Source organism: Xanthobacter oligotrophicus (genome assembly GCF_008364685.1).
Taxonomy (GTDB): domain Bacteria; phylum Pseudomonadota; class Alphaproteobacteria; order Rhizobiales; family Xanthobacteraceae; genus Xanthobacter; species Xanthobacter oligotrophicus.
Genome location: NZ_VTTL01000012.1, coordinates 45458 through 66278 on the forward strand (window position 1 = coordinate 45458; position 20821 = coordinate 66278).

Annotated in this window: 19 protein-coding genes and 1 pseudogene; 7 read left to right on the top strand and 13 right to left on the bottom strand. The window is 68.6% G+C overall.

Annotation, left to right across the window (positions count from 1 at the left end; translation table 11 throughout):
- Positions 1–203 precede the first annotated feature (203 nt).
- Positions 204–1094: a LysR family transcriptional regulator gene (locus tag FZ033_RS19495; RefSeq protein WP_149577728.1), complete on the top strand. Its 891-nt coding sequence runs from the start codon at positions 204–206 to the stop codon at positions 1092–1094.
- A 316-nt stretch (positions 1095–1410) separates the two neighbouring features.
- Positions 1411–1923: a peptidoglycan-binding domain-containing protein gene (locus FZ033_RS19500; protein WP_149577729.1), complete on the top strand. Its 513-nt coding sequence runs from the start codon at positions 1411–1413 to the stop codon at positions 1921–1923.
- Between the two features lie 526 nt (positions 1924–2449).
- Here the strand turns inward: FZ033_RS19500 and FZ033_RS19505 are convergent.
- Positions 2450–3841 (bottom strand): MATE family efflux transporter, encoded by a 1392-nt coding sequence (locus FZ033_RS19505; protein WP_149577730.1) that lies wholly within the window; start codon positions 3839–3841, stop codon positions 2450–2452.
- Positions 3838–4344 (bottom strand): winged helix-turn-helix transcriptional regulator, encoded by a 507-nt coding sequence (locus FZ033_RS19510; RefSeq protein WP_149577731.1) that lies wholly within the window; start codon positions 4342–4344, stop codon positions 3838–3840. The genes FZ033_RS19505 and FZ033_RS19510 overlap by 4 nt, the downstream gene beginning before the upstream one ends.
- A gap of 84 nt (positions 4345–4428) precedes the next feature.
- Here FZ033_RS19510 and FZ033_RS19515 point away from each other — a divergent pair, with 84 nt between their 5' ends.
- Complete coding sequence (locus tag FZ033_RS19515) at positions 4429–4899, top strand: MaoC family dehydratase (RefSeq protein ID WP_149577732.1); 471 nt, start codon at positions 4429–4431, stop codon at positions 4897–4899.
- A 17-nt stretch (positions 4900–4916) separates the two neighbouring features.
- Here FZ033_RS19515 and FZ033_RS19520 read toward each other — a convergent pair whose 3' ends face one another.
- Positions 4917–5795 (bottom strand): LysR substrate-binding domain-containing protein, encoded by an 879-nt coding sequence (locus FZ033_RS19520; protein ID WP_149577733.1) that lies wholly within the window; start codon positions 5793–5795, stop codon positions 4917–4919.
- Positions 5796–5940: 145 nt separating this feature from the next.
- On the opposite strand from FZ033_RS19520, the gene FZ033_RS19525 reads away from it, so the two are divergent.
- A complete protein-coding gene (locus tag FZ033_RS19525; RefSeq protein ID WP_149577734.1) occupies positions 5941–6954 on the top strand; it encodes a zinc-binding alcohol dehydrogenase family protein in 1014 nt (337 codons plus the stop codon).
- Here FZ033_RS19525 and FZ033_RS19530 read toward each other — a convergent pair.
- The 9 genes and pseudogenes from FZ033_RS19530 to FZ033_RS19570 form a co-directional block, all read right to left on the bottom strand.
- Positions 6951–7772: a Pnap_2097 family protein gene (locus FZ033_RS19530; protein ID WP_149577735.1), complete on the bottom strand. Its 822-nt coding sequence runs from the start codon at positions 7770–7772 to the stop codon at positions 6951–6953. The two genes, FZ033_RS19525 and FZ033_RS19530, sit on opposite strands and share 4 nt — an antisense overlap.
- Entirely contained in the window at positions 7769–9034 is a 1266-nt protein-coding gene (locus FZ033_RS19535) for an MSMEG_0569 family flavin-dependent oxidoreductase (protein WP_149577736.1), read from the bottom strand. Before FZ033_RS19535 ends, FZ033_RS19530 begins: the two co-directional genes overlap by 4 nt.
- A pseudogene (locus tag FZ033_RS19540) lies at positions 9031–9350 on the bottom strand (MSMEG_0570 family nitrogen starvation response protein). Before FZ033_RS19540 ends, FZ033_RS19535 begins: the two are co-directional and overlap by 4 nt.
- Positions 9343–10494, bottom strand: a complete 1152-nt coding sequence (locus tag FZ033_RS19545) for an MSMEG_0565 family glycosyltransferase (RefSeq protein ID WP_149577737.1) — start codon at positions 10492–10494, stop codon at positions 9343–9345. The pseudogene FZ033_RS19540 and the gene FZ033_RS19545 overlap by 8 nt, the downstream one beginning before the upstream one ends.
- Positions 10494–11486, bottom strand: coding sequence for a sll0787 family AIR synthase-like protein (locus FZ033_RS19550; RefSeq protein ID WP_149577738.1), 993 nt, complete (start codon positions 11484–11486; stop codon positions 10494–10496). The genes FZ033_RS19545 and FZ033_RS19550 overlap by 1 nt, the downstream gene beginning before the upstream one ends.
- Before the next feature lies 1 nt (position 11487).
- Entirely contained in the window at positions 11488–12030 is a 543-nt protein-coding gene (locus FZ033_RS19555) for an MSMEG_0567/Sll0786 family nitrogen starvation N-acetyltransferase (RefSeq protein WP_149577739.1), read from the bottom strand.
- On the bottom strand, positions 12027–13145 hold the full coding sequence (locus FZ033_RS19560) for an MSMEG_0568 family radical SAM protein (protein ID WP_149577740.1): 1119 nt from the start codon (positions 13143–13145) through the stop codon (positions 12027–12029). The genes FZ033_RS19555 and FZ033_RS19560 overlap by 4 nt, the downstream gene beginning before the upstream one ends.
- On the bottom strand, positions 13072–14115 hold the full coding sequence (locus FZ033_RS19565) for a Nit6803 family nitrilase (protein WP_149577741.1): 1044 nt from the start codon (positions 14113–14115) through the stop codon (positions 13072–13074). Before FZ033_RS19565 ends, FZ033_RS19560 begins: the two co-directional genes overlap by 74 nt.
- A gap of 66 nt (positions 14116–14181) precedes the next feature.
- On the bottom strand, positions 14182–14664 hold the full coding sequence (locus tag FZ033_RS19570) for an MSMEG_0572/Sll0783 family nitrogen starvation response protein (RefSeq protein WP_149577742.1): 483 nt from the start codon (positions 14662–14664) through the stop codon (positions 14182–14184).
- A gap of 315 nt (positions 14665–14979) precedes the next feature.
- On the opposite strand from FZ033_RS19570, the gene FZ033_RS19575 reads away from it, so the two are divergent.
- A complete protein-coding gene (locus FZ033_RS19575; protein WP_149577743.1) occupies positions 14980–16362 on the top strand; it encodes an aminotransferase-like domain-containing protein in 1383 nt (460 codons plus the stop codon).
- A 19-nt stretch (positions 16363–16381) separates the two neighbouring features.
- On the opposite strand, the gene FZ033_RS19580 is transcribed toward FZ033_RS19575, so the two are convergent.
- Positions 16382–17167 carry an SDR family NAD(P)-dependent oxidoreductase gene (locus FZ033_RS19580; RefSeq protein WP_149577744.1) on the bottom strand — a complete coding sequence of 262 codons (786 nt, stop codon included), beginning with the start codon at positions 17165–17167 and terminating at the stop codon, positions 16382–16384.
- 295 nt (positions 17168–17462) lie between these two features.
- Between FZ033_RS19580 and FZ033_RS19585 the strand changes: the two genes are divergently transcribed.
- Both FZ033_RS19585 and FZ033_RS19590 read left to right on the top strand, forming a co-directional pair.
- A complete protein-coding gene (locus FZ033_RS19585) occupies positions 17463–19109 on the top strand; it encodes an ABC transporter substrate-binding protein (RefSeq protein WP_149577875.1) in 1647 nt (548 codons plus the stop codon).
- A gap of 68 nt (positions 19110–19177) precedes the next feature.
- Positions 19178–20818, top strand: a complete 1641-nt coding sequence (locus FZ033_RS19590; RefSeq protein ID WP_149577745.1) for an ABC transporter substrate-binding protein — start codon at positions 19178–19180, stop codon at positions 20816–20818.
- Positions 20819–20821 lie beyond the last annotated feature (3 nt).

The window sequence follows — 20821 nt, forward strand, 5'->3', positions numbered from 1 at the left end:
ATAGCGCGTTCTTCCACATTGAACCGATTGAAGACAGTAACGTCGTCCGGTCCCTCGATGGGCTGGCGACGCGGGGGCCGGACCTGAGCCGGGCGGGTCGCTCAGCGAGCCACCCAACGGGCGCGATCCGTCCCTCTTGAAGGGTGAGTGGGCGATTCTGCGTTCAGACGGACGCCGGCGCGCTCCAAAGGGGCTCGGGCCTGATGGATTGGGACAAGCTTAAGGTCTTCCACGTCGCCGCCGAAGCGGGTTCGTTTACCCATGCGGGCGAGACGCTCGGCCTCTCCCAGTCGGCCGTGAGCCGGCAGGTCTCAGCCCTGGAGACGGAGCTGAAGGTTCCGCTGTTCCACCGCCACGCGCGCGGGCTGATCCTCACCGAGCAGGGCGAGCTGCTGTACCGGACCGCCCACGAGGTGTTCCTGAAGCTGGAATCGGCCCGCGCCCAGCTCACCGACAGCCGCGAGAAGCCCAACGGCGAATTGCGCGTCACCACCACGGTGGGGCTCGGCACCCACTGGCTGACGGCGCGGGTGGGCGAGTTCGTGGAGCTGTTCCCGGACATCCGCATCCAGCTCATCCTCACCGACGAGGAACTGGATCTTGCCATGCGCGAGGCGGACGTGGCCATCCGCATGCGCCAGCCGGTGCAGCCGGACCTGGTGCAGCGCCGCCTGTTCACGGTGCATTTCCACGCTTACGCCTCGGCCGATTATCTCAAGCGGCACGGCCATCCCCGCTCCATCGAGGAACTGGACAAGCACCGCATCCTTTTGCTCGGCGGGCCGATCCCGCCCTATTTCCAGGGGCTGAACTGGCTGGAGCATGCCGGGCGCGACGGCTCGACGCCGCGTGTACCCGCCTTCGAGGTCAACAGCGTGCTGGGCCTGAAGCGGGCGGTTGAGCGCGGGGTGGGCATCGGCACGCTGCCCGACTACCTCTCGGATGATGCCTCGTCCCTGGTGCAGCTGTTCACGGATCGCGAAACGCCCAAGCTTGAGGCATACTTTACCTATGCTCAGGAAATGCGCTCGGTGGCCCGCATTCAGGTCTTCCGAGACTTTCTGATCTCCAAGGCACAGCGGTGGAATTACTGATTTATGACGTGTGGTGGTAAAATGATAGCGATACCGTATGCCAGCCAAGCGCTGGGCACATGCCTGATATGCAGTCATTCTCCGTTGCAAACTGCCTAAGGGGCGGGCATCTTGGTCCTGCGCTGATTGCACCTTGTGCGGTGCCTCAGCTGTTCCCCTCTGGAAGGTTCGCCGCTCTGCGGCGATACTTGCCGGGTCCCTCATCGGACCCGGCATTTTTCTTTTCCAGGCACCTTTTTGCGCCTGTGCCGTTGTCACGCTTGACGCCTATATTCAGGCTGTCGGCCCTCTCTTTCTGACGACGGGAAAATCAAACATGGCACTTCTGAAGCGCGGACTCTCCGGCGAGCCGGTGAAAATCCTTCAGGCCAAGCTCGGCGTCGCCGCCGACGGCCAGTTCGGGCCGGGAACGGAGGAGGCCCTGAAGGCCTACCAGACCAAGCACGGTCTTTCCGCGGATGGCATCGCGGGCCCGGACACTTTCGCCGACCTCGGCCTCCCCGAGCTCATCCTGCTCACCCAGGGCAGCAAGGGTGAGACGGTGAAGAAGCTCCAGACCGCCCTCGGCATCGCCGCGGACGGCGCCTACGGTCCGGGCACCGCCAAGGCGGTTGAGGCCTTCCAGGCCAAGAACGGCCTGGAGGCCGACGGCATGGCCGGCCCGGTGACCCTCGCCAAGATCGATGTCTTCGCCAGCATCTTCACACCCGAAGCGGTGGCGAAATCGCAGGCCGGCACCGTCTCTGCCGACGCCAAGCCGGCGGAAGCCTCCGTCGCCGGAGCGCCGAAGAAGAGCATCTGGCAGTCCATCACCGGGTTCTTCTCCTGACCTCACAGGGCAGAACACCCTAAGACAGGACATCCTAAGACAGGGTACCCTAGGACAGGGCACTTGCGCGCCGGCCGGAACAGGCCGGCGCGCCGCCGCGTTCCGGCTTGAGAGAGGAACGCCGCATGATGTTCGCCCGAGTGAGGCCGGAACCTGAGGTCGCATCGCCGATCAGTCCGGTTCCCGAACCCGGCCGGTCGCCGGACCCTCCAGTCCAGCCGCCTGGTCCGATCGAGGACCCACCCGCGCCGCCGGTTCCCGGCCCCGATCTGCCGCCGCTTCCGGATGACGACCCCTCCCGGGAGCCGCGCCGCGAGCCGTTCCCCGAGCCCCCACCGCTGGATGATCCCCCGCCCTTGCCGCAGGAGCCGGTGCGACTGGCGCGATGCTGCTATTGGACGCGGCACTCAGGCGAGTTAGAGCGCTTTCAAGCGAAGTGGATACCGGTTCGCGTAAAGAAAGCGCGCAAACTCAATAATCTAGAGCGTATGCCGCAAGCCTGTGCGAGCGGAAAGCGCTCTAGCTCCTACCTGAACCAGGCGCCTGATCGCACCGCCGCCAGAATGGTCAGGCCGAACGCGGCAAGGCCGAGGCCAAGCGCCGCGAACAGGGCGTTGAGAGATCCGGTGAGCCGTAGGGCGACATAGCCGCCCCCGAGGGCGATGGCCACGCGCAGGAAGCCGCTGGCGAGCGGCCAGAACAGGCGTCCCACGCCCTGCGACGCGAAATAGAGCGCCATGCCGAGCCCGAAGAAGCCGTAGAACGGCCCGACCATGCGCAGATAGGCGCTGCCTGCCGCGATCATGTCCGGGTCGGCGCTAAACAGGGCCAGCCAGGCCTGCGGATAAAGCGCCGCCGCCACCCCGATAACTTCTGTGACGAGGAAGGCAAGGCCGCCGCCGACCAGCGCGATCTGTAGCGCGCGGGCGCCCTGTCCCGCTCCGATATTGGTGCCGACCAGCGCCACCAGCGGCGCGCCGATGCCGAAGACGAGCGGAATAAGCAGATATTCGAGCCGCGCCCCGGTGCCGAAGCCCGCCACGGCCCCCACGCCCGCCACCGAGGCCACCAGCGCCGTGGCGCCGGCGATGGTGACATTGGTCTGGATCGAGGTGATGGCCGAGACCGCACCCACCTTCAATATGCCGTTGAACAGGGGCCACTTGAGCGGCACGCGGATGAACCGCACCGGCGTCCGCCCTTTGAGGATGTACCACGCCATCACCGCCGCGCCCGCCGCGTAGAACAGCAGGAGGGCCACCCCGCCGCCGACGATGCCGAGCGCCGGCACCGGGCCGAAGCCGAAGATGAGCAGCGGCGACACCGGCACCAGGAACGCGACGCCGCCGCAGATGACGAGGGCCGGGAACAGCATGTTGCCGGTGCCGCGGATGACGCTGGCGAGCCCGTTCATCAGCCAGATCAGCACCGCCCCGGCGAACACCGTGTTGGAATAGGCGAGGGCGGCCTGAAGCTCCCCGCCCGCGCCGCCCAGCAGCCGGTAGAGCGGCGCGCCGAACAGCAGGAACAGCGCCGAGAAGCCGGCGCCAGCGATCACATTGATCACCACCGCGTGGAGCACCAGCGCATCGGCTTCCCCCTTGCGCCCGGCCCCGAGGGCGCGGGCAACGGCGGAGGAGATGCCGCCGCCCATCGCGCCGGCGGAAATCATGGTCATGAGCATCACCGGCGGGAACACCAGCGCCATGCCGGCCAGCGCATCGGTGCCGAGCTTGGAGATCCACCAGGTCTCGATCAGCCCGGTGGAGGCCTGCGCCACCATGATCAGCATGTTGGGCCACGCCATGCGCAGCAGCAGCGGCAGCACGGGCGCTTCCAGAAGGTGGCGCGTGCGCCCGTCGATGGCGGCCAGCCGCACCCCGGCGGGCGGGGCGATGGTCTGCGCGGTGTCGGTCATTGGCCCTCGTCCGGCGTGGGGTGGGGGGCGGTGCTGTAGCGTCGGCGCGTGCGCTCGCTCGCGGCGGGTCCCGCGACGGTGCGAAAGACGGGATCGGTGATGGGCAGGCCGCTCACTGCGTCGATCACGATGGGCCGCGCTTCGTGCCCGGTCCGGGTGTTCACGGTGAGGACGCTCTTGCCCTCGGGGGCAAAATGAGTGTTGCCCCACGCCTGCAGCATCACCAGGATCGGGCGGAAGTCCCGCGCGCGGTCGGTCAGGATGTAGTCGTGGCGCACCGGGCGCTCGCTGTAGCGCCGCTTTTCCAGAAGTCCGGCCTCCACCAGCGCCTTGAGGCGCCGGGTGAGCATGTTCGGCGCGATGCCGAGACTGTCCTGGAATTCGTCGAAGCGGGTGCGGCCGTTGAAGGCATCCCGCAGGATCAGGATGCTCCACCACTCGCCGACCCGCTCCAGTCCCCGGGCGATGGGGCATTCCATGGCGCTGAAGCTCGTATGCTTCATCTGAAAGGGTCCTGTTGAACGGTCGCCCACGACCTTCTATGAGTTACTTTCATTATGCAAGTTAATAAGGGGAGAGCGGGCGCCATGGCTCAGGACAACGGCCCGGAGCAACTGTTTCTCGACGACCTCGCGGTGGGCCAGATATTCCTCAGCGGGCAGTACGCGCTCACGCGGGACGAGATCACGGCCTTTGCCGCGACCTTCGATCCGCAGCCCTTTCACCTGGATGATGAAGCCGCCCGTGCCACCCTGTTTGCCGGCCTCGCCGCCAGTGGCTGGCACACGGCGGCCGTGACCATGCGCCTGCTGGTGGGCGGCGGGGCGCCGCTTGCAGGCGGGATCATCGGCGCAGGCGGCGAGATCGAGTGGCCCCGTCCAACCCGCCCCGACGATGTGCTGCAGGTGGAGAGCGAGGTGCTGGAGATCATTCCCTCCCGCTCGAAGCCCGACCGCGGCATGGTGCGCCTGCGCAGCCGGACGCGGAACCAGAACGGCGAGGTCGTCCAGGTTCTCACCGCCCGGCTCATCGTGCCGCGCCGACAGGTGGATCCGTGAGTTCGGGCCCGCCCCCCTCAGGCGACGGCGGCGGGAAAGGCCTGCGCGGCCAGGGTCTCGGTGAGGAAGGTGACCAGCGGGCGCACCAGGTCCGCTTCCGCCCGCTCCTCGCCCACCAGCACCACCTCGGTCATGGGCAGGGCGGGCCAGTGGTCCGGCGCGCGCAGGGCCTGCATGTCGGGGCCGATGAAGGAGCGCCCCAGCACGGTCACGCCAAGCCCGCCGGCCACCGCTGCGCGGATGCCGGTGAGGCTGGACGCCGTGCAGGCGGCGAACCAGGGCCGGCGCACCGCGTCCAGCGCCTGGATCATCACCTCGCGATAGGTGCAGGGCGGCGGCAGCAGCACCAGCGGCGCGGGCCGCTCGAAGTCCGGCTGGTAGTCGACGGAGGCCATCCACACCAGCTGCTCGCGCCAGATCACGCGGCCGCGCTGGGCGGTGCCGTCCTTCTTGGCGATGACCGCGTCGAGCTGTCCGGCATCGTAGGCGGCCAGCAACTCGCAGCTGAGGGCGGTGCGCAATTCCATGTGCAGGCCCGGATAGAGCCGCTGGAAGCGCGCCAGCATACCGGGCAGGAGGTTCGGCATGAAGTCCTCGGACACGCCGAGGCGCAGGCTGCCCACGGTGGGCTCCAGCAGGGAGCGCACCGCCAGATCGTTCAGTTCCAGGATGCGCCGGGCCATGCCCAAAAGCTTCTCGCCCTCGCGGGTGAGGGTGAGGGACCGGCTGGTGCGCTCGAACACACGGCGCCCCAGAAGATCCTCCAGCTTGAGGATTTTCTGGCTCACCGCCGATTGCGAGCGGCCGACCACCTCGGCGGCGGCGGTGAAGCCGCCGGTCTCGGCCACGGCCACGAAGGCGCGCAGCAGGTCGAGTTCAAGATCGGGAAAGCGCATGGGGGTCTATTTGTATTTCGTTTTCCTGTGATCAGAATTATGCGTTTTGCTTCTTGAAAACAATGGGCGATCTTGCACCCACATCTCCCCACGAGGTTGCGTGCCCGGTCGTCCGAGGCCGCCCCGGCCGCACAGAGGTTCCGCGATGAAAGCTATTGGATTTTATGCGTCGCTTCCCATCGAGGACGCGTCGTCTCTGGTCGATATGGAGATCCCCACGCCGGAACTGCGCCCGCATGATCTGCTGGTGCGGGTGCGTGCCGTCTCGGTCAATCCGGTGGATGTGAAGGTCCGCGCCCGGACGACGCCGGCTGAGGGCACGGCGCACATCCTCGGCTACGACGCGGTCGGAACCGTCGAGGCAGTGGGTCCGCAGGTGACCCTGTTCCGCCCCGGCGACGAGGTGTTCTACGCCGGCAGCATCGACCGGCCCGGCACCAATTCTGAGCTGCACGCCGTGGACGAGCGCATCGTCGGCCGCAAGCCCGCGACCCTGAGCGATGCCGAGGCGGCCGCGTTGCCGCTCACCGCAATCACCGCCTGGGAATTGCTGTTCGATCGCCTTCGCGTGCCCTACGGGGTGAAGACACAGGACGGCGCCATCCTGATCGTGAACGGGGCGGGCGGCGTCGGCTCCATCCTCATCCAGCTGGCGCGGCGGCTCACCGGCCTCACGGTGATCGCCACCGCCTCCCGTCCCGAAACCGTCCAGTGGTGCAGGGACATGGGCGCGCACCATGTGATCGACCATCGCCAGCCCCTGGACGAGGGCCTAAAGGCCATCGGCATCCCGCAGGTGGAGTATGTGGCGAGCCTCACCGCCACCGACCAGCATCTGCCGGCCATCGCCAATGCCCTGGCGCCGCAGGGCGCGCTGGCGCTGATCGACGATCCCAAGACGCTCGACATCGTGCCCTTCAAGCGCAAGAGCCTGTCGGTGCATTGGGAGCTCATGTTCACCCGTCCGCTGTTCGACACGCCGGATCTCATCCGCCAGCACCAGTTGCTGAACGAGGTGTCGGCGCTGGTGGATGCCGGCCTGCTGCGCACCACCCTGCGCGAGGAGCTGGGCGCCATCACCGCCGCCAACCTGCGCAAGGCGCATGCGCTGGTGGAGAGCGGCCGCAGCATCGGGAAGGCGGTTCTGGTGGGGTTCTAGACCGCGATCTGCCCCTTCTCGGTGCGCACCTGCGCCAGCAGTGCCCCGTCGCCGGCGCGGCGCAGGTGCGCGCGCAGCAGCCATCGACCGGGGCCGGAGGGCGCCTCTACGGTCGCCACCTCGATGCGCTCTCCTGGGTCCATGTTGCCGTGATAGGTGATGGTGCGCGCCTGCGTGACGAAGGCGCCCGCCCGTCGGGGATTGAGCGTGAACGCCGCCCGCTCGGCGATGGCGAGGTAGCTGGCGAAGTAGAGAAATCCCGCGCCGTTGAAGTCCTCGCTGGGGCAGGGCGTGAAGGCGAAGTGGCCCTGCGCCTCCCCGGGCTCAAACGGCGCCTCGACGGGCTCCGGCCTCGGTCCGGCCTCAAGCGGCAGCGCGGCGAGGCCGGGCACCTCCACCCGGCAGACCCGGCGGTTGGAGGAGCCGTCGCGGCGGATGAAGGCGGACAGCAGGCTCACCGTGCCCATGGCGCGGCCGTCCACATTCAGCTCATGCCGGCTCGCGAGCTGGGTACGGGAGGCGCGCCACAGGGTGGAGCGGATGACGAGGCAATCGCCCTCCCGGGCCTCGGCGAAGCGGGCCTGTTCGATCCGTACCTGCCGGAACGCGGCATAGACGCGCCGGCCGTCGCGGTCCTCGATGTGGGCGGCGGGCCGGCCGATCTGCCTGGCGATCTGCTGCCAATGTACGTCGCCCAGATGCTTCAGCAGCCATGTCTCGGACAGGCCGGCGGGCGTCAGGTGCGGCATGCCCAGGCACACGCTGCCGAGGTGGCCGAGATCCGATGCGAAGGGCGGATTGGGGCTGAGAAGGCTCACGACACCTCCTCCGCTTGCGCGAACTGGGCAGCCGCCAGGGTGCCGGCGAGCTTGCCCACCACATGCTCGGCATCGCGTCCCACGCTCAGGAAGCGGCCTGAGCCCCAGGTCCAAAGCCACGGCAGGCCCAGCACATAGAGCCCCGAAACGTCGGTGACGCCGCGCCGGTGCACCGGATAGCCGGTGCCGTCGAAGATGGGCAGGCCGACGAAGGCCCAGTTGGGCCGGAAGCCGGTGGCCCAGACCACGCTGGTGATGCCGGCGGCCTCAAGATCCAGCGCGGTGGTCTCCTGCTCGGGCTCCCACTCTGGGGTGTAGACGGAGGGTGGCGGCGCAGCGATGCCACGCTCGGCGATGTAGCGGTCGATGAGGGCGTTGATGCCGTTGTAGACGCGGTCGGCGGCGTCGAGATTGGCCTTCAGGTTTGGCTCGAACAGCATCTTGCCGCCGGAGACGCCGCGCACGCGGCCGTAGAGCGCCATGCCCTGCCGGGCGAAGGCGCGCAGATCGATGTCGCGCCCGCCGTCGCGGCCGGTGAGATAGTGGTTGGTGTCGTGCTTTTTCTTGCCCATGCCGTCGTCGGCGACGGTGATGTCGTACTGGCCCACGTCCCACAGCCAGTCCACCACGTCGCGGCCGCGATAGAAGCGGGCGCAGCGCGGGGCGTTGCCGGTGGCGAGGTGGACCTTGCGGCCGGCGAGGTGCAGGTCCTCGGCGATCTGCGCCCCGGACTGGCCCGAGCCCACCACCATCACCGCGCCCTCGGGCAGCTGGCCAGCATTGCGATAGGCGGCGGTGTGGACCTGCACGATGTCCTCCGGCAGGCGCTCGCCGGCGCGGGGGATCTCGGGCTCGCCATAGAGGCTGGTGGCAAGGATCACGGCGTCGGCGGTGATCCTGCCGGCGGAGGTCTCGATGCGGAACACGTCGCCGCGCTTCTCCAGCGCCGTGACCGTGGTGTGCTCCAGCACCGGGGCATTCACCTTGGCGGCGAAGCGGTCGAGATAGGCGACGATCTGCTCCTTCACCATGAAGCCGTTGGGATCGTCCCCGTCATAGGGATGGTCGGGCAGCTGGCACTGCCAGTTGGGCGTGACGAGGCAGAACGCGTCCCAGCGCTCGTTCCGCCACTTGTTCATCACGGTGTTCTTCTCGACCACCACATGGTCGATGCCGGCGCGGGACAGGTAATGGCTGGCGGAAAGGCCGGCCTGGCCGCCGCCCACCACGACGGCGGCATAGTGGGACTTGAGCTGTGTCATCGAGATGATCCTTGATCGGGCGTGAGGAGGGCAAGGCAGGTGACTTCGCAGGTGACTTCCGCGCGCGGCGCGTCGCGAAAGCAGGCGGCGCGCGCCTCCAGCCGCGCCAGCTGGCCGAGGGCGAGGGAGCAGGGCGGCCGTATTTCGCGGCGACGCGGTTTGAAGCGGTGGTGAGGGCGGCGCGCGCCCGGCCCATGAAGTCGTCGAGCGGGTAGGCCACCCCTTCGGCGAAGTATTCGCGGACGACGAGGGAGGGCGAATAGCACTCCTCCTCGCTGCCATCTGGCCAGGCGATCCGGAAGCGCATCTCAGGCATGGGCGGCCTCCGCGAGGCGGTGGTAGAGGGGTAGGTGCGCGCGGGCGACGGCGGGCCAGCCGTGCCGTGCCGCGACGGTGATGCCGGCCTGGGCGAAGCGCTCGCGCGCGGCGGGCTGCAACGAGATCGCCATGGCGTCGGCGATGGAGGCGGGCCGCAGCGGGTCGCACCACAGGGCGTCGCCGTCGCCAAGATATTCGGTGAAGGGGGCGATCCAGGAGACGATCACCGGCACGCTGCAGGCCATGGCCTCCAGCACACACAGGCCGAAGCCCTCCTTCACCGAGGCGAACACCAGCCCATGGGCAAGGCGGTAGAGCGGCGCCATGTCCGCATCGTCGAGCGGGCCGGTGACGTGCACGCCGGCCGCCCCGCCACGGGCGAGGGTCGCCCTGAACTGCGCCTGGCAGGCGCCGTGATCGAGCAGGGATGCGCCCCCGGCGATCACCAGCTGGATGTCCGGCCGCAGCGCGCGCAGCTGGAGGAAGGCCTCGAGGATACGCACCGAATTTTTGCGCTCCTCCACGCCGCCGACGCTGAGGAAGACCGGTCCGGGCCCAAGGCCGAGGCGGGCGCGCAGCGCGGCGTCGCTTCTGCCCGGCTCGGGGCGGAAGCGGACGGTGTCCACGCCGTTGCCGCAGAGGTCGGCGGCGATGCCGAACTCGACGGAAAGGTGCGCCTGCCAGGTGCGGCTCACCACCATCCAGCCGTCAGCCTCGCGGATCGCCCGCTCTTGGAGCGCTGAAAGCCGAGGGTCGGCGAAGCTGTCCACGTGGTGGACTGTGCGCACGAAGCCGGGGATCCTGCCCCGCGCCTTCAGGGTCGCCAGCGCATTGCCGGAGATGCCGTCATGGGCGTGGAACAGGTCGTAGCCGTCGGTGCCCGTCCTCTCGAAATGGCGCACGTAGTCGGCGATGCGCTGCTTCACCATCGCCGTCATGCCGGCGACGGCGGGCGCCACCGGGAAGGCCTCGACAGGGCAGGGCGGGGCGCGGAAGAAGCCGGTGCCGCGGGCATCGGGCGCATGCAGCACCGGGGCGTGGCCGAGATCGGCCAGCGCTTCGCAGAGCTTCATGGCATGGACCACGCCGCCGCGCGGATTGGTGGAATGGGTGAGCACGGCGATGCGCAGGGGCCGGACCATCACGCCGCCTCCCCGCGGGCGCCAAGGCCCATGAGCCGGCGCGCCCGATAGTCCCGCACGAGGGCCCGGCGCGGGCCGCTGGAGACCGTCACCGCATGGCCGGCCTCCACCGTGCCGATGGCCGCCGCCGTGATGTCGCGGGCGGCGAACAGGGCGAGGATGGCGTCAACGTGCGCCGCATCGGCGGACAGCAGGAAGCCGTAGCTCGGGAAGCTGTTGAGCCAGCGGGGCAGGGGCACGCCGGCCGGAACGGGAATGGCGTCGAGGTCGATGTCGATGGCGACGTTCGAGCATTCCGCCAGCATGATCGCCGTGCCGACGAGGCCGGCTTGGCTGATGTCCTTGGCGGCGCGGCAGAGGCCGCGTTCGGCGATCTGCGGCAGCAGCGCGAGGTCGCCGCGCAGCCGCGCGGGCGGGGCGTCGAGGGCCGCCTGCCAGTTGTCGAACGGCGCGCGATAGGCGCCGCGATGGTCGATGGCGGCGATCAGCGTATCGCCGGGGCGGGCATCGGAGCTGGTCAGAAGGTGCGGCCCGGCCCGCCCCAGCACTGCCACGGCGAGCTGGCCTTGCGATGCGTTGAGGTTGGAATGCCCGCCGACCACGGGGACCCCATAGGCGGCGGAGGCGGCCCTGAGGCCGTCGAGGATGGGCGCGCCATCGGCGGCGTCCCGCGCCCACAGGGCATCCACCACGGCCAGCGGCCGGCCGCCCATGGCGGCGATGTCGGAGAGGTTCACCATCACCCCGCACCAGCCGGCGAACCAGGGGTCGGCGGCGACGAAGCCGGCGATGAAGCCCTCGATGGCGAACAGGATATGGCCGTCGCCATCGGGGATGGCGGCGCAGTCGTCGCCCACCGGCACGGGGGCTCCGGCAAGGTGGGAGCCCGCAAGACCGAGGCGGGCGGCCACCACGCCGATGTCGGCCTTGGCGGCGATGCCGGGGCTGGCGGCGAGGCCCTCGGCGAGGGCGAGGAAGGCGGCGTCGTCCATCTCACGCGGCCTTTCTCGGCAGGGCCGTGAAGCCCCACTCGGGCGAGAAGCAGGGCGGGTAGTGGGCAAGGTCCGCCTGCATCTTCAGGTGCCGGCGGCCGTGCAGCTCCATTTCCCCCACCACGTGCCAGTGCAGGCGGCGGAACAGCACGCCGTTCTGCTCCTGCACATGGGCGAGGAAGGTGTGGCAGCCCATGGCGTGGGCGGAGGAGACCGCGAGGCGGATCAGCGTCGCCCCGAGCGCGCCGATGCGCCGGTAGTCGCGGTCCACGGCGAGGCGGGAGCCCCAGAACACGCCCTTGTCCTCCTCGTGGATGCGCACGGTGCCCACCACCTGGTCGGCGGCCACCCCCAGCATTGCGAGGGCGACGAGAGGGATGGCGTAGTCGTCGATGGCGTCGTGGTCGTCGCCCGCAAACAGCCCCTGCTCGCCGCAGAACACGGCATGGCGCAGGGCATGGGCGCCCTCGCGCTCCCAGCGGGAAGCGGCGAACTTCACCTGGTAGGCGCTGGCGATGAAGGGCGGGATGGGTTCCATCATCATGGCGCCAGCCTCCGCTCGTAGGTGGAGAGCGCCGAGCAGGCGCCGCACTTGCCGCAGCCGGCCTTGATGTCCACCGCCTTCAGCCCGCTCTCCACCAGCATGCGGGCGAGCGGCGCGAGGATGGAGTCCATGAAGGCCGGCGACGGCGTCGGGTGGCTTTCCAGCGGCGTGCCGGAGATGGGCACGAACGGCACCACGAACGGGTAGACGCCCAGCGCCACCAGCCGCGCGCACATGTCGAGGATGGCGTCCCGGGTGTCGCCGAGACCGGCGAGGATGTAGGTGGAGACCTGCCCGCGCCCGAACACCGGCACCGCCGCCGCAAATGCCGACATGTACTTGTCCAGCGGCACCTGCGCCTTGCCCGGCATGATGCGGGCGCGCACCTGCGGGGTGACGGCTTCCAGATGCAGGCCGAGGGCATCCACGCCGGCGTCGCGCAGACGCTCGAACCAGGCGTCGTCCTCCGGCGGCTCGCACTGGGCCTGGATCGGCAGGTCCACCGCCGCCTTCACCGCCCGCGCGCTGTCGGCCAGCACGGCGGCGCCCCGGTCGTCGCCCTTCGGCGTGCCGGTGGTCATCACCATGTGCCGGACGCCGTCCAGCTCCACCGCCGCCCTGGCCACTTCGGCGAGCTGGGCCGGGGTCTTGTGGGCGATGGTGCGGCCGGCCGCCAGCGACTGGCCGATGGCGCAGAACTGGCAGGTCCTGGTGCGGCTCTGGTAGCGGATGCAGGTCTGCAGCACCGTGGTGGCGAGCACGTCGCGGCCGTGCAGGGTGGCGATGTGGGAATAGGGGATGCCGTCCGCCGTGGTGCGATCGTAGAAGCGCGGGCGCAGCGGGAAGGCCACTTCGCCGACCACCCGGCCGTCCCGGCGGATGCGGCTGGTGCCGAGGGCGTCGGGCTGCTCCACCAGATAGGGGCTCTGGAAGGCGGGCGCGGTGTGCACCGGCACCATCACCGTCATGCCGTCGATGGTGAGGGCCTTGTGGTCGGAGGGACCGGCACCGCCGCGCCGGCTCTGCGCGCCCGCGGTGGGATCAGACAGGCGCGCGCCGAAGGACTGCAGCTCGCTGATCAGAAGCTCGGTCGGCAGCGTCGTCGAATGGTCCATGGGAAGGGCTCCTTAATTCGGTGCCGGCCGTGAGCGGGCTGTCGGTGTGGAGCGGCTGCGCCGGCCGCGGATCGAGGACGAGGTGGAGCAGCTCGGGCCGGGCGTAGTGGCCGACCGAGTCCATCATCCGCTTGCGCTTGACGATGAGGCCGAGGTCGAGGTCGGCCACCAGCAGCCCTTCGCCCTCCGTGAGGGGCGGCACCACGTGCTTGCCCTCGGGCGAGACGATGGCGCTCATGCAGCCGCCGCGCAGGGCGTTCTGCAGGCCGGCGTCGGGGGTGACGGAAGCGATCTGTTCTTCCGAGAGCCAGCCGGTGGCGTTCACCACGAAGCATCCGCTCTCCAGCGCATGGTGGCGGATGGTGACCTCGATCTGCTCGGCGAAGATGGGACCCACCAGGGAGCCGGGGAACTGCGCCGCGTGGATCTCCTCGTGCTGAGCCATGAGGGCGTAGCGGGCCAGCGGGTTGTAGTGCTCCCAGCAGGCCAGCGCCCCGACGCGGCCCGCCGCCGTCTCCACCACCTTCAGGCCGGCGCCGTCGCCCTGGCCCCAGATCATGCGCTCGTGGAAGGTGGGGGTGATCTTGCGCCGCCTGAGCTTCAGCGTGCCGTCGGCGTCGAAGACGAGCTGGGTGTTGTAGAGCGAGCCGTGGTCGCGCTCGTTGATGCCGAGCACCACCACCATGCCGGCGCGCCGGGCGGCGGCGGCCACTGCCTCGGTCTCCGGACCGGGCACGGCGATGGCCTCGTCATAGAGGCGCAGGTGCTCGCGGCCGGACAGCACCGGCGGCAGCACGAAGGAGAAATAGGGATACCAGGGCACGAAGGTCTCGGGGAAGACGATGAGCTTCACCCCTTTCGCCGCCGCGTCGGCGATGGCGTTGAGCACCTTCTGCATGGTCCCGGTGCGGGAGGTGAGATCAGGGGCGATCTGCACCGCCGCAACACGGACGGTCGGGCTGTGTGTCATCTGGGCTCCTCTTTCCGGGGCGGGCCGGCGGGGCATGTCCCGGCCGGCCCGCTGCGCTGGCTTCGATCAGAGGGTCCAGGTGTCGAGGATGAAGGCGTTGTCGCGCCGGTGGAGTAGCACCAGGTCGAGCACGTCCAGCGGGCTGATGGGCGTGATGCCCTCGATGAGCGAGGGCTCGCCATGGCCGTAAAGGGCCTGGAGCGCGAAGCGGCAGGCATAGACCTTGCCGCCCTCGGCGATGAACTTCTTGATCTGGTTGTTGAAGTTCAGGTGGCCGGGGAAGGCTTCGTCGCCGAGCTTGGGGAAGCCGCGCTGGATGCCCAGGGTCACGCCCGGGCCGTAGAGCAGGATGGAGGTCTCGAAGCCCTTGCGCTGCAGCCGGGTGGCCTGCAGCAGGTTCACAAAGCCGATGGACCCCTCGAAGGCGACGGTGTGGAAGGTGACGAGGGCCTTCTCGCCAGCCTGCGCCTTCACGTCCTCGAACAGCTTCTGCTCGTAATCGACGAAAAAGTCACCGGTCTGGTGGGGCGGGTGGGTCACGGCGGGCATGGATGTCTCCTGATGGCTGCGTCACCCCGTCGGGGCGCACACCACAGGTCAGCAATCCGCGTGCCAACAATGAGGCAATCAAATATCCTATCAATTATGATATTTAAGTGGCATGTATGCATTCAATATGAGGGTTGGTGCGGTCATTCTACCATTTGGCCTGCTGGGAGGCGTGGCCAGAGTGGCGGCAGGCAGGACAAGTTTCTCGCAGGCCATCCTGCAACAATCTGAGGTCAATATCGCTCCGGCCGATTACGCCAGGGTGACAGGCTGTCCTGCAACAATATACAGTCAATGCCCAATGGAGAGTCGCAGATGAAGGACTGGGTGCCCCGGATCGAGCGCATCGACGGGCCGCGCTACCGCGCCATCGCCGATGCCATCGCTGCCGACATCGCGGCCGGCGTGCTCGTGCCGGGCGACCAGCTTCCGCCTCAGCGCCGGCTCGCGACGACGCTGGGCGTCGACTTCACCACCGTGGCGCGGGGCTATGTGGAGGCGGGCAAGCGCGGCCTCATCGAATCCACCGTCGGCCGGGGCAGCTTTGTGCGCCGGTCGGCGAGCGCCCGCCCGGCCGCCGACCCGCAGCGGGCGCGGACCTCCGACTTTTCCATGAACATGCCGCCCGAGCCGGAGGATCCCGAGCTGGTCGCCCGCATGCAGGAGGGCTTCGCCAGCGTCGCGCGGGACCTGCTGCCGCTGTTGCGCTACCAGGGTTTCGGCGGCTCGCCGCAGGACAAGGATGCGGCCTCGGCCTGGCTGGGCCGGCGGGCGCTGGTGCCGGCGCAGGAGCGCATCTTCATCTCGCCGGGCGCCCATCCGGCGCTGGTGGGCATCTTCTCGCTGCTGGCGAAGGCCGGCGAGACGGTGCTGGCGGAACAGATCACCTATCCCGGCGTGCGCGCCATCGCCGCCCAGCTCGGCCTTACGCTCGTCGGCATCGAGATGGACCAGGACGGCGTCCTGCCAGAGGCGCTGGAAGAGGCGGTGCGCCGCCATGCGCCGAAGGCGATCTATCTCAACCCGACGCTCCAGAACCCCATGACCATCACCACCTCGGAGCGCCGCCGCGCCGCCATCTGCGCCATCGCCCGGCGCACCGGCGTGCCCATCGTCGAGGACGACGCCTATGGCTTCATCGCCAGCCACGGACCGCCGCCGCTGGCCGCCATCGCGCCGGACATCTGCTGGCATATCGCCGGCCTTGCCAAGTGCATCGGCGCCGGCCTGCGGCTCGCCTATGTGGTGGCGCCGGATGCGCGGGCGGGCTGGTCGTTCACCGGGGCCATGCGCGCCATTTCCGTCATGGCCTCGCCCCTGACGGCGGCGGTGGTGACCCGCTGGATCGATGACGGGACGGCGGACACCATCCTGCGCTTCATCCGCGCCGAGGCGGCCGCGCGCCAGAAGATCGCGGCCCGCCACTTCGAGCCCGGCACCTATCTGTCCGATCCGCTGAGCTTCAACGTCTGGCTGCCGCTCACCAACGGCTGGAACCGGTCCGCCTTCGCCGGCCATGCGCGGGCAACCGGCGTCGGCATCGTGCCGAGCGATGCCTTCACCGTGAGCGGCCCGCCGCCGGAGGCGGTGCGGGTGGGGCTCGGCGGGCCCATCGGCCGGGCCCAGCTGGAGCGCGGGCTGGAATTCATGGCCCACGCGCTAGAAGGGCCCGCGCAGATCACGGCGGGTCTTTACTGAGCCGCCGTTGCGGTTGGCCTCAGCCGTTGCGGCGGGCGCCGCGCAGGGTGGGCAGGCCGATGCCGGCGGCGTCGAAGCCGCCATCCACCGCCAGTTCCTGGCCGGTGATGTAGCTGGCGCGGTCGCTACACAGGAAGAAGATGGCTTCCGCCAGCTCCTGCTCCAGCCCGTAGCGATTGAGCGGGATGCTGTCGTGATAATCGGCGCGGATCTCGGGGGAGTGCACCGCCTTGGCCATGGCGGTTTCCACCGGGCCGGGCGCCACCGCATTGACGCGGATGCCGAGGCTGGCGAGCTCCACCGCAAGCTGCTTCGTCAGGTGCGCGAGGGCGGCCTTGCTGGTGCCGTAGGCGGTGCGCAGCGTCGAGGCGCGCAGGCCGGAGATGGAGGTGATGTTGACGATCGCCCCGCCGCCCTGCTCGCGCATCAGCGGCGCGGCGGCCCGGGTGCAGATGAACGGGCCGCTAAGGTTCACGTCGAACACCCGGCTCCATTCCGCGTCTTCGATCTCCAGCAGCGGCTTGAACACCGCGACGCCGGCATTGTTGACCAGCGCATCGAGCCGGCCGAACCGCGCGACGAGGGCGTCCACTGCGGCGGCGACGCCCTTGGCGTCGGAAACGTCGCAGGTCAGGGCCAGGGTGCGGTCGGGCGCGCCGAGGCTAGCGACGGCGGCCTCAAGCAGCGGGCCCTGGATGTCGAGCAGCGCAACGCGCCAGCCCTCCGCGAGGAATTTCTGCGCCACTGCGAGCCCGATGCCGCGCGCGGCGCCGGTGACGAGGGCGACTTTCTGATCTGTGGACATGAGCGTTTCGATTCCCGGATTTTGGTTGGTCTTATCCCGGTGCGCGGCGAAACGAAATGCCCTTGTGCGCGGCGCGCTTGCCCCTCGTTCGGTTCAAGCGGAGCCACGGTCGGGGTGCGATTGGCGCTGGCGGAGATCGGGCATCATGCGACGGGGCACGCCCCGGCCTGGAACGGCGGTAGGTCACCACGCCGGGATCATAATCCATTAATTCCGTAGAAAATATTGACTAACATCAAATCGGCGCATATCGTTTCAAATAGCGAATTTGAAATGTATTATGTGGGGTCCGAAGATGGGTCATCTGGCGCGGTGGAAAGCGGGTGCTGTGCTCGCGGCGGCGGCGGTTCTGGCGGCGGGGACCGCCGGGGCGCAGCAGGCGGGGGAAACGCCGAAGCGCGGCGGCACGCTCTCCGCCATCATCCAGCCGGAACCCGTCATTCTCACCGCCGCGCTCAACACGGCGGCCCCCACCGGCATCGTCACCGGCTCCATCTTCGACGGTCTCGTGGATTATGATTCCAACCTCAAGCCGGTGCCGGCCCTGGCCGAGAGCTGGGAAACCTCGAAGGACGGCCTGACCTTCACCCTGCACCTGCGCGACGGGGTGAAGTGGCACGACGGCAAGCCCTTCACCTCCGCCGACGTGAAGTGGACGCTGGAGGAGGTGTGGAAGAAGATCCATCCCCGCAACCAGGCGATCTTCGCCAAGGTCACCTCGGTGGACACGCCGGACGACCGCACCGTGGTGCTGCACCTGAGCCAGCCCTCGGTTGCCATCCTGTCCTCGCTGAATTCCAACGGCGCCCAGGTGCTGCCCAAGCATCTCTACGAGGGCACCGACATCCTCAATAATCCCTACAATAACAAGCCCGTGGGCACCGGGCCGTTCGTCTTCAAGGAATGGAGCCGCGGCAACCATATCGTGCTTGAGCGCAATCCCGAATACTGGGACAAGGGCAAGCCCTACCTCGACCGCGTCGTCTTCCGCGTGATCCCGGACGCCGCCGCGCGCTCCGCCGCGCTGGAGAAGGGCGAAGTGCAGTGGGGCGTGCTGAGCCCGGTGCCGCTGAAGGATGCCGAGCGCCTCGCCAAGCTGCCCAACCTGCGCGTCTCCACCGAAGGCTATGAGTGGCTGTCGCCCTGGCTGTTCGCCGACTTCAACGTGGAGCGCGGCCCCCTCAAGGACGTGAAGGTGCGCCAGGCGCTGGCGCAGGCCGTCGACCGCAACGCCATCTCCAAGGTGGTGTGGTTCGGCTTCGCCAAGCCCGCGACCAGCCCCATCCCCTCCACCCTCGCTGCCTTCCACGATGCCGGCGGCATCGCCTATGACTACGATCCCAAGAAGGCCGAGGCGCTGCTGGATGCGGCCGGCTACAAGCGCGGCCCGGACGGCACCCGCTTCACCCTCGATATCGACTACATCCCCTATGGCGACGACTTCAAGCGCACCGCCGAATACCTGAAGCAGGCGCTGAAGCGCGTGGGCGTCGAGGTCAGTGTCCGCTCGCAGGATACTGCCGCCTTCACCCGCCGGGTCTATGGTGACCGCGACTTCGACATCTCCATCACCTGGTTCGCGGCCTTTTCCGATCCGCAGGTGGGCGTGAACCGCGCCTACTGGTCCGGCTCCATCGGCAAGAACATTCCCTGGACCAACGGCTCGGGCTATCGCAACGACAAGGTGGACGCGCTGATTTCCGCCACCCAGGGCGAGGCCGATCCGGAAAAGCGCATCCAGCTGTTCAAGGACCTGCAGAAGACCGTGCTGACCGATCTTCCCACCCTGCCACTGGTCGAGCTGAAGTTCTTCACGGTGGAGGCGGCCAACCTCAAGCATCCGAAGGTTCGTGGCGACCAGGTGTATGGCTCGTTCCGCGACTTCTGGATCGACGACGCCAAGGCGAGCGAAGCGAAGGCCGACACCCCCAAGTCCAACTGAGTTTCTCCCGAAACTTGGCCGTCCGGTTCGTCCGGACGGCCGCTTCTTTTCATGTCCGAGACACCGCCATGGCCTCCTTCTCCCGCCGCCAATTCCTTGCCGCCGCCTCGGCCCTCGCGCTCGCCGCGGCGGTCGACCCGACGCACCTTCAGGCTGCCGCGGTAGCCGACGGCCCGGTGCGGGGCGGAGCCCTGTCCATCATCCTCCAGCCCGAGCCGGTGACCCTGACGCCGGTGGCGAATGTCGCCCAGCCGACCCAGGTGGTGGCGGGCAATGTCTTCGACGGCCTCGTCACCTACGGCTTCGACCTGAAGCCTGCGCCCCAACTGGCGGAAAGCTGGGAGGTGGCGCCGGATGGCCTCACCATCAGCTTCCACCTGCGCAAGGGTGTCACGTGGCACGACGGCAAGCCGTTCACGGCGAGCGACGTGAAATGGTCGCTGGAGAATGTGTGGAAGACCATCCACCCGCGCAACAAGGCGCTGTTCGAGAACGTCTCCGCGGTGGAAACGCCGGACGACCACACGGTGGTTCTGAAATTCTCGAAGCCGTCCCTGCCGATCTTCTCCGTGCTCAACGGCGTCGGCGCACCGATCCTGCCCCGGCATCTTTACGAGGGCACGGACATCCTCAACAATCCCTACAACAACAAGCCCGTGGGCACCGGGCCGTTCGTGTTCAAGGAGTGGCGCAAGGGCGAATATCTCGTGCTCGAGCGCAACCCTGCCTATTGGGATGCCGGCAAGCCCTATCTCGACAAGCTGGTGTTCCGCGTCATTCCCGATGCGGCGGCCCGCGCGGCGGCCATCGAGAAGGGTGAGGTGCAGTATGCGCCGTTCAATCCCGTGCCGTTCCGCGACGTGGAACGCCTCGCTGCCCTGCCCAACCTGAAGGTGGAGACGCGCGGCTATGAATGGCTGTCGCCGGTGCTCTATTTCGACCTCAACGTGGAAAACCCCTACCTGAAGGATGTGCGGGTGCGCCAGGCCATTGCCCATGCGGTGGACAAGGCGGCGCTGGCCAAGGTGGTGTGGTTCGGCTACGGCAAGCCCGCCGTCAGCCCCATCCCCTCCACCCTCACGGCGTTCCATGACCCGAGCGTGCCGACCTATCCGTTCGATCCCAAGAAGGCCGAGGCCCTGCTGGATGAGGCCGGCTTCAAGCGCGGGACGGACGGGGTGCGCTTCGCGCTCACCCACGATTTCCTGCCCTATGGCGACGATTATCGCCGCACCGGCGAGTTCCTGAAGCAGGCGCTGAAGCGCGTGGGCATCGAGGTGGCGATCCGCGCCCAGGACAGCGGCGCCTTCATCAAGCGCGTCTATGCTGACCGCGACTTCGACATCTCCTCCTCCTACAACGCCGCCTTCCCTGATCCGCAGATCGGCGTCGTGCGCGAATACTGGTCCGGCTGGCTGGGCACCAAGACGCCGTGGACCAACGGCTCGGGCTATCGCAACGCCGAGGTGGATGCGCTCATCGAAAAGGCGGCAGTGGAGGGCAACCCGCAGGCCCGCGCCGCCGCGTTCCGCGCCTTCCAGCAGATCGTGCAGCGCGATGTGCCGACCCTGCCGTTGCTGGAGCTGAAGTTCTTCACCGTGCATGCCGCCAACCTGAAGGGCGCGGTGGAGCAGGGCGACCAGGTCTATTCCTCGCTCCGCAACGCCTGGTTCGAAGCGCCGAACCCCGACGCGCCGAAGGGGAACTGAGGC

Excerpts from the sequence above, each read along its gene's own strand:
- FZ033_RS19520 (WP_149577733.1), bottom strand. The coding sequence starts at position 5,795 with ATGCGCTTTCCCGATCTTGAACTCGACCTGCTGCGCGCCTTCGTGGCC.
- FZ033_RS19585 (WP_149577875.1), top strand. The coding sequence starts at position 17,463 with ATGGGTCATCTGGCGCGGTGGAAAGCGGGTGCTGTGCTCGCGGCGGCG.
- FZ033_RS19500 (WP_149577729.1), top strand. The coding sequence starts at position 1,411 with ATGGCACTTCTGAAGCGCGGACTCTCCGGCGAGCCGGTGAAAATCCTT.
- FZ033_RS19495 (WP_149577728.1), top strand. The coding sequence starts at position 204 with ATGGATTGGGACAAGCTTAAGGTCTTCCACGTCGCCGCCGAAGCGGGT.
- FZ033_RS19515 (WP_149577732.1), top strand. The coding sequence starts at position 4,429 with ATGGCTCAGGACAACGGCCCGGAGCAACTGTTTCTCGACGACCTCGCG.
- FZ033_RS19580 (WP_149577744.1), bottom strand. The coding sequence starts at position 17,167 with ATGTCCACAGATCAGAAAGTCGCCCTCGTCACCGGCGCCGCGCGCGGC.
- FZ033_RS19525 (WP_149577734.1), top strand. The coding sequence starts at position 5,941 with ATGAAAGCTATTGGATTTTATGCGTCGCTTCCCATCGAGGACGCGTCG.
- FZ033_RS19510 (WP_149577731.1), bottom strand. The coding sequence starts at position 4,344 with ATGAAGCATACGAGCTTCAGCGCCATGGAATGCCCCATCGCCCGGGGA.
- FZ033_RS19555 (WP_149577739.1), bottom strand. The coding sequence starts at position 12,030 with ATGATGATGGAACCCATCCCGCCCTTCATCGCCAGCGCCTACCAGGTG.
- FZ033_RS19560 (WP_149577740.1), bottom strand. The coding sequence starts at position 13,145 with ATGGACCATTCGACGACGCTGCCGACCGAGCTTCTGATCAGCGAGCTG.
- FZ033_RS19550 (WP_149577738.1), bottom strand. The coding sequence starts at position 11,486 with ATGGACGACGCCGCCTTCCTCGCCCTCGCCGAGGGCCTCGCCGCCAGC.
- FZ033_RS19565 (WP_149577741.1), bottom strand. The coding sequence starts at position 14,115 with ATGACACACAGCCCGACCGTCCGTGTTGCGGCGGTGCAGATCGCCCCT.
- FZ033_RS19575 (WP_149577743.1), top strand. The coding sequence starts at position 14,980 with ATGAAGGACTGGGTGCCCCGGATCGAGCGCATCGACGGGCCGCGCTAC.
- FZ033_RS19535 (WP_149577736.1), bottom strand. The coding sequence starts at position 9,034 with ATGACACAGCTCAAGTCCCACTATGCCGCCGTCGTGGTGGGCGGCGGC.
- FZ033_RS19545 (WP_149577737.1), bottom strand. The coding sequence starts at position 10,494 with ATGGTCCGGCCCCTGCGCATCGCCGTGCTCACCCATTCCACCAATCCG.
- FZ033_RS19570 (WP_149577742.1), bottom strand. The coding sequence starts at position 14,664 with ATGCCCGCCGTGACCCACCCGCCCCACCAGACCGGTGACTTTTTCGTC.
- FZ033_RS19505 (WP_149577730.1), bottom strand. The coding sequence starts at position 3,841 with ATGACCGACACCGCGCAGACCATCGCCCCGCCCGCCGGGGTGCGGCTG.
- FZ033_RS19590 (WP_149577745.1), top strand. The coding sequence starts at position 19,178 with ATGGCCTCCTTCTCCCGCCGCCAATTCCTTGCCGCCGCCTCGGCCCTC.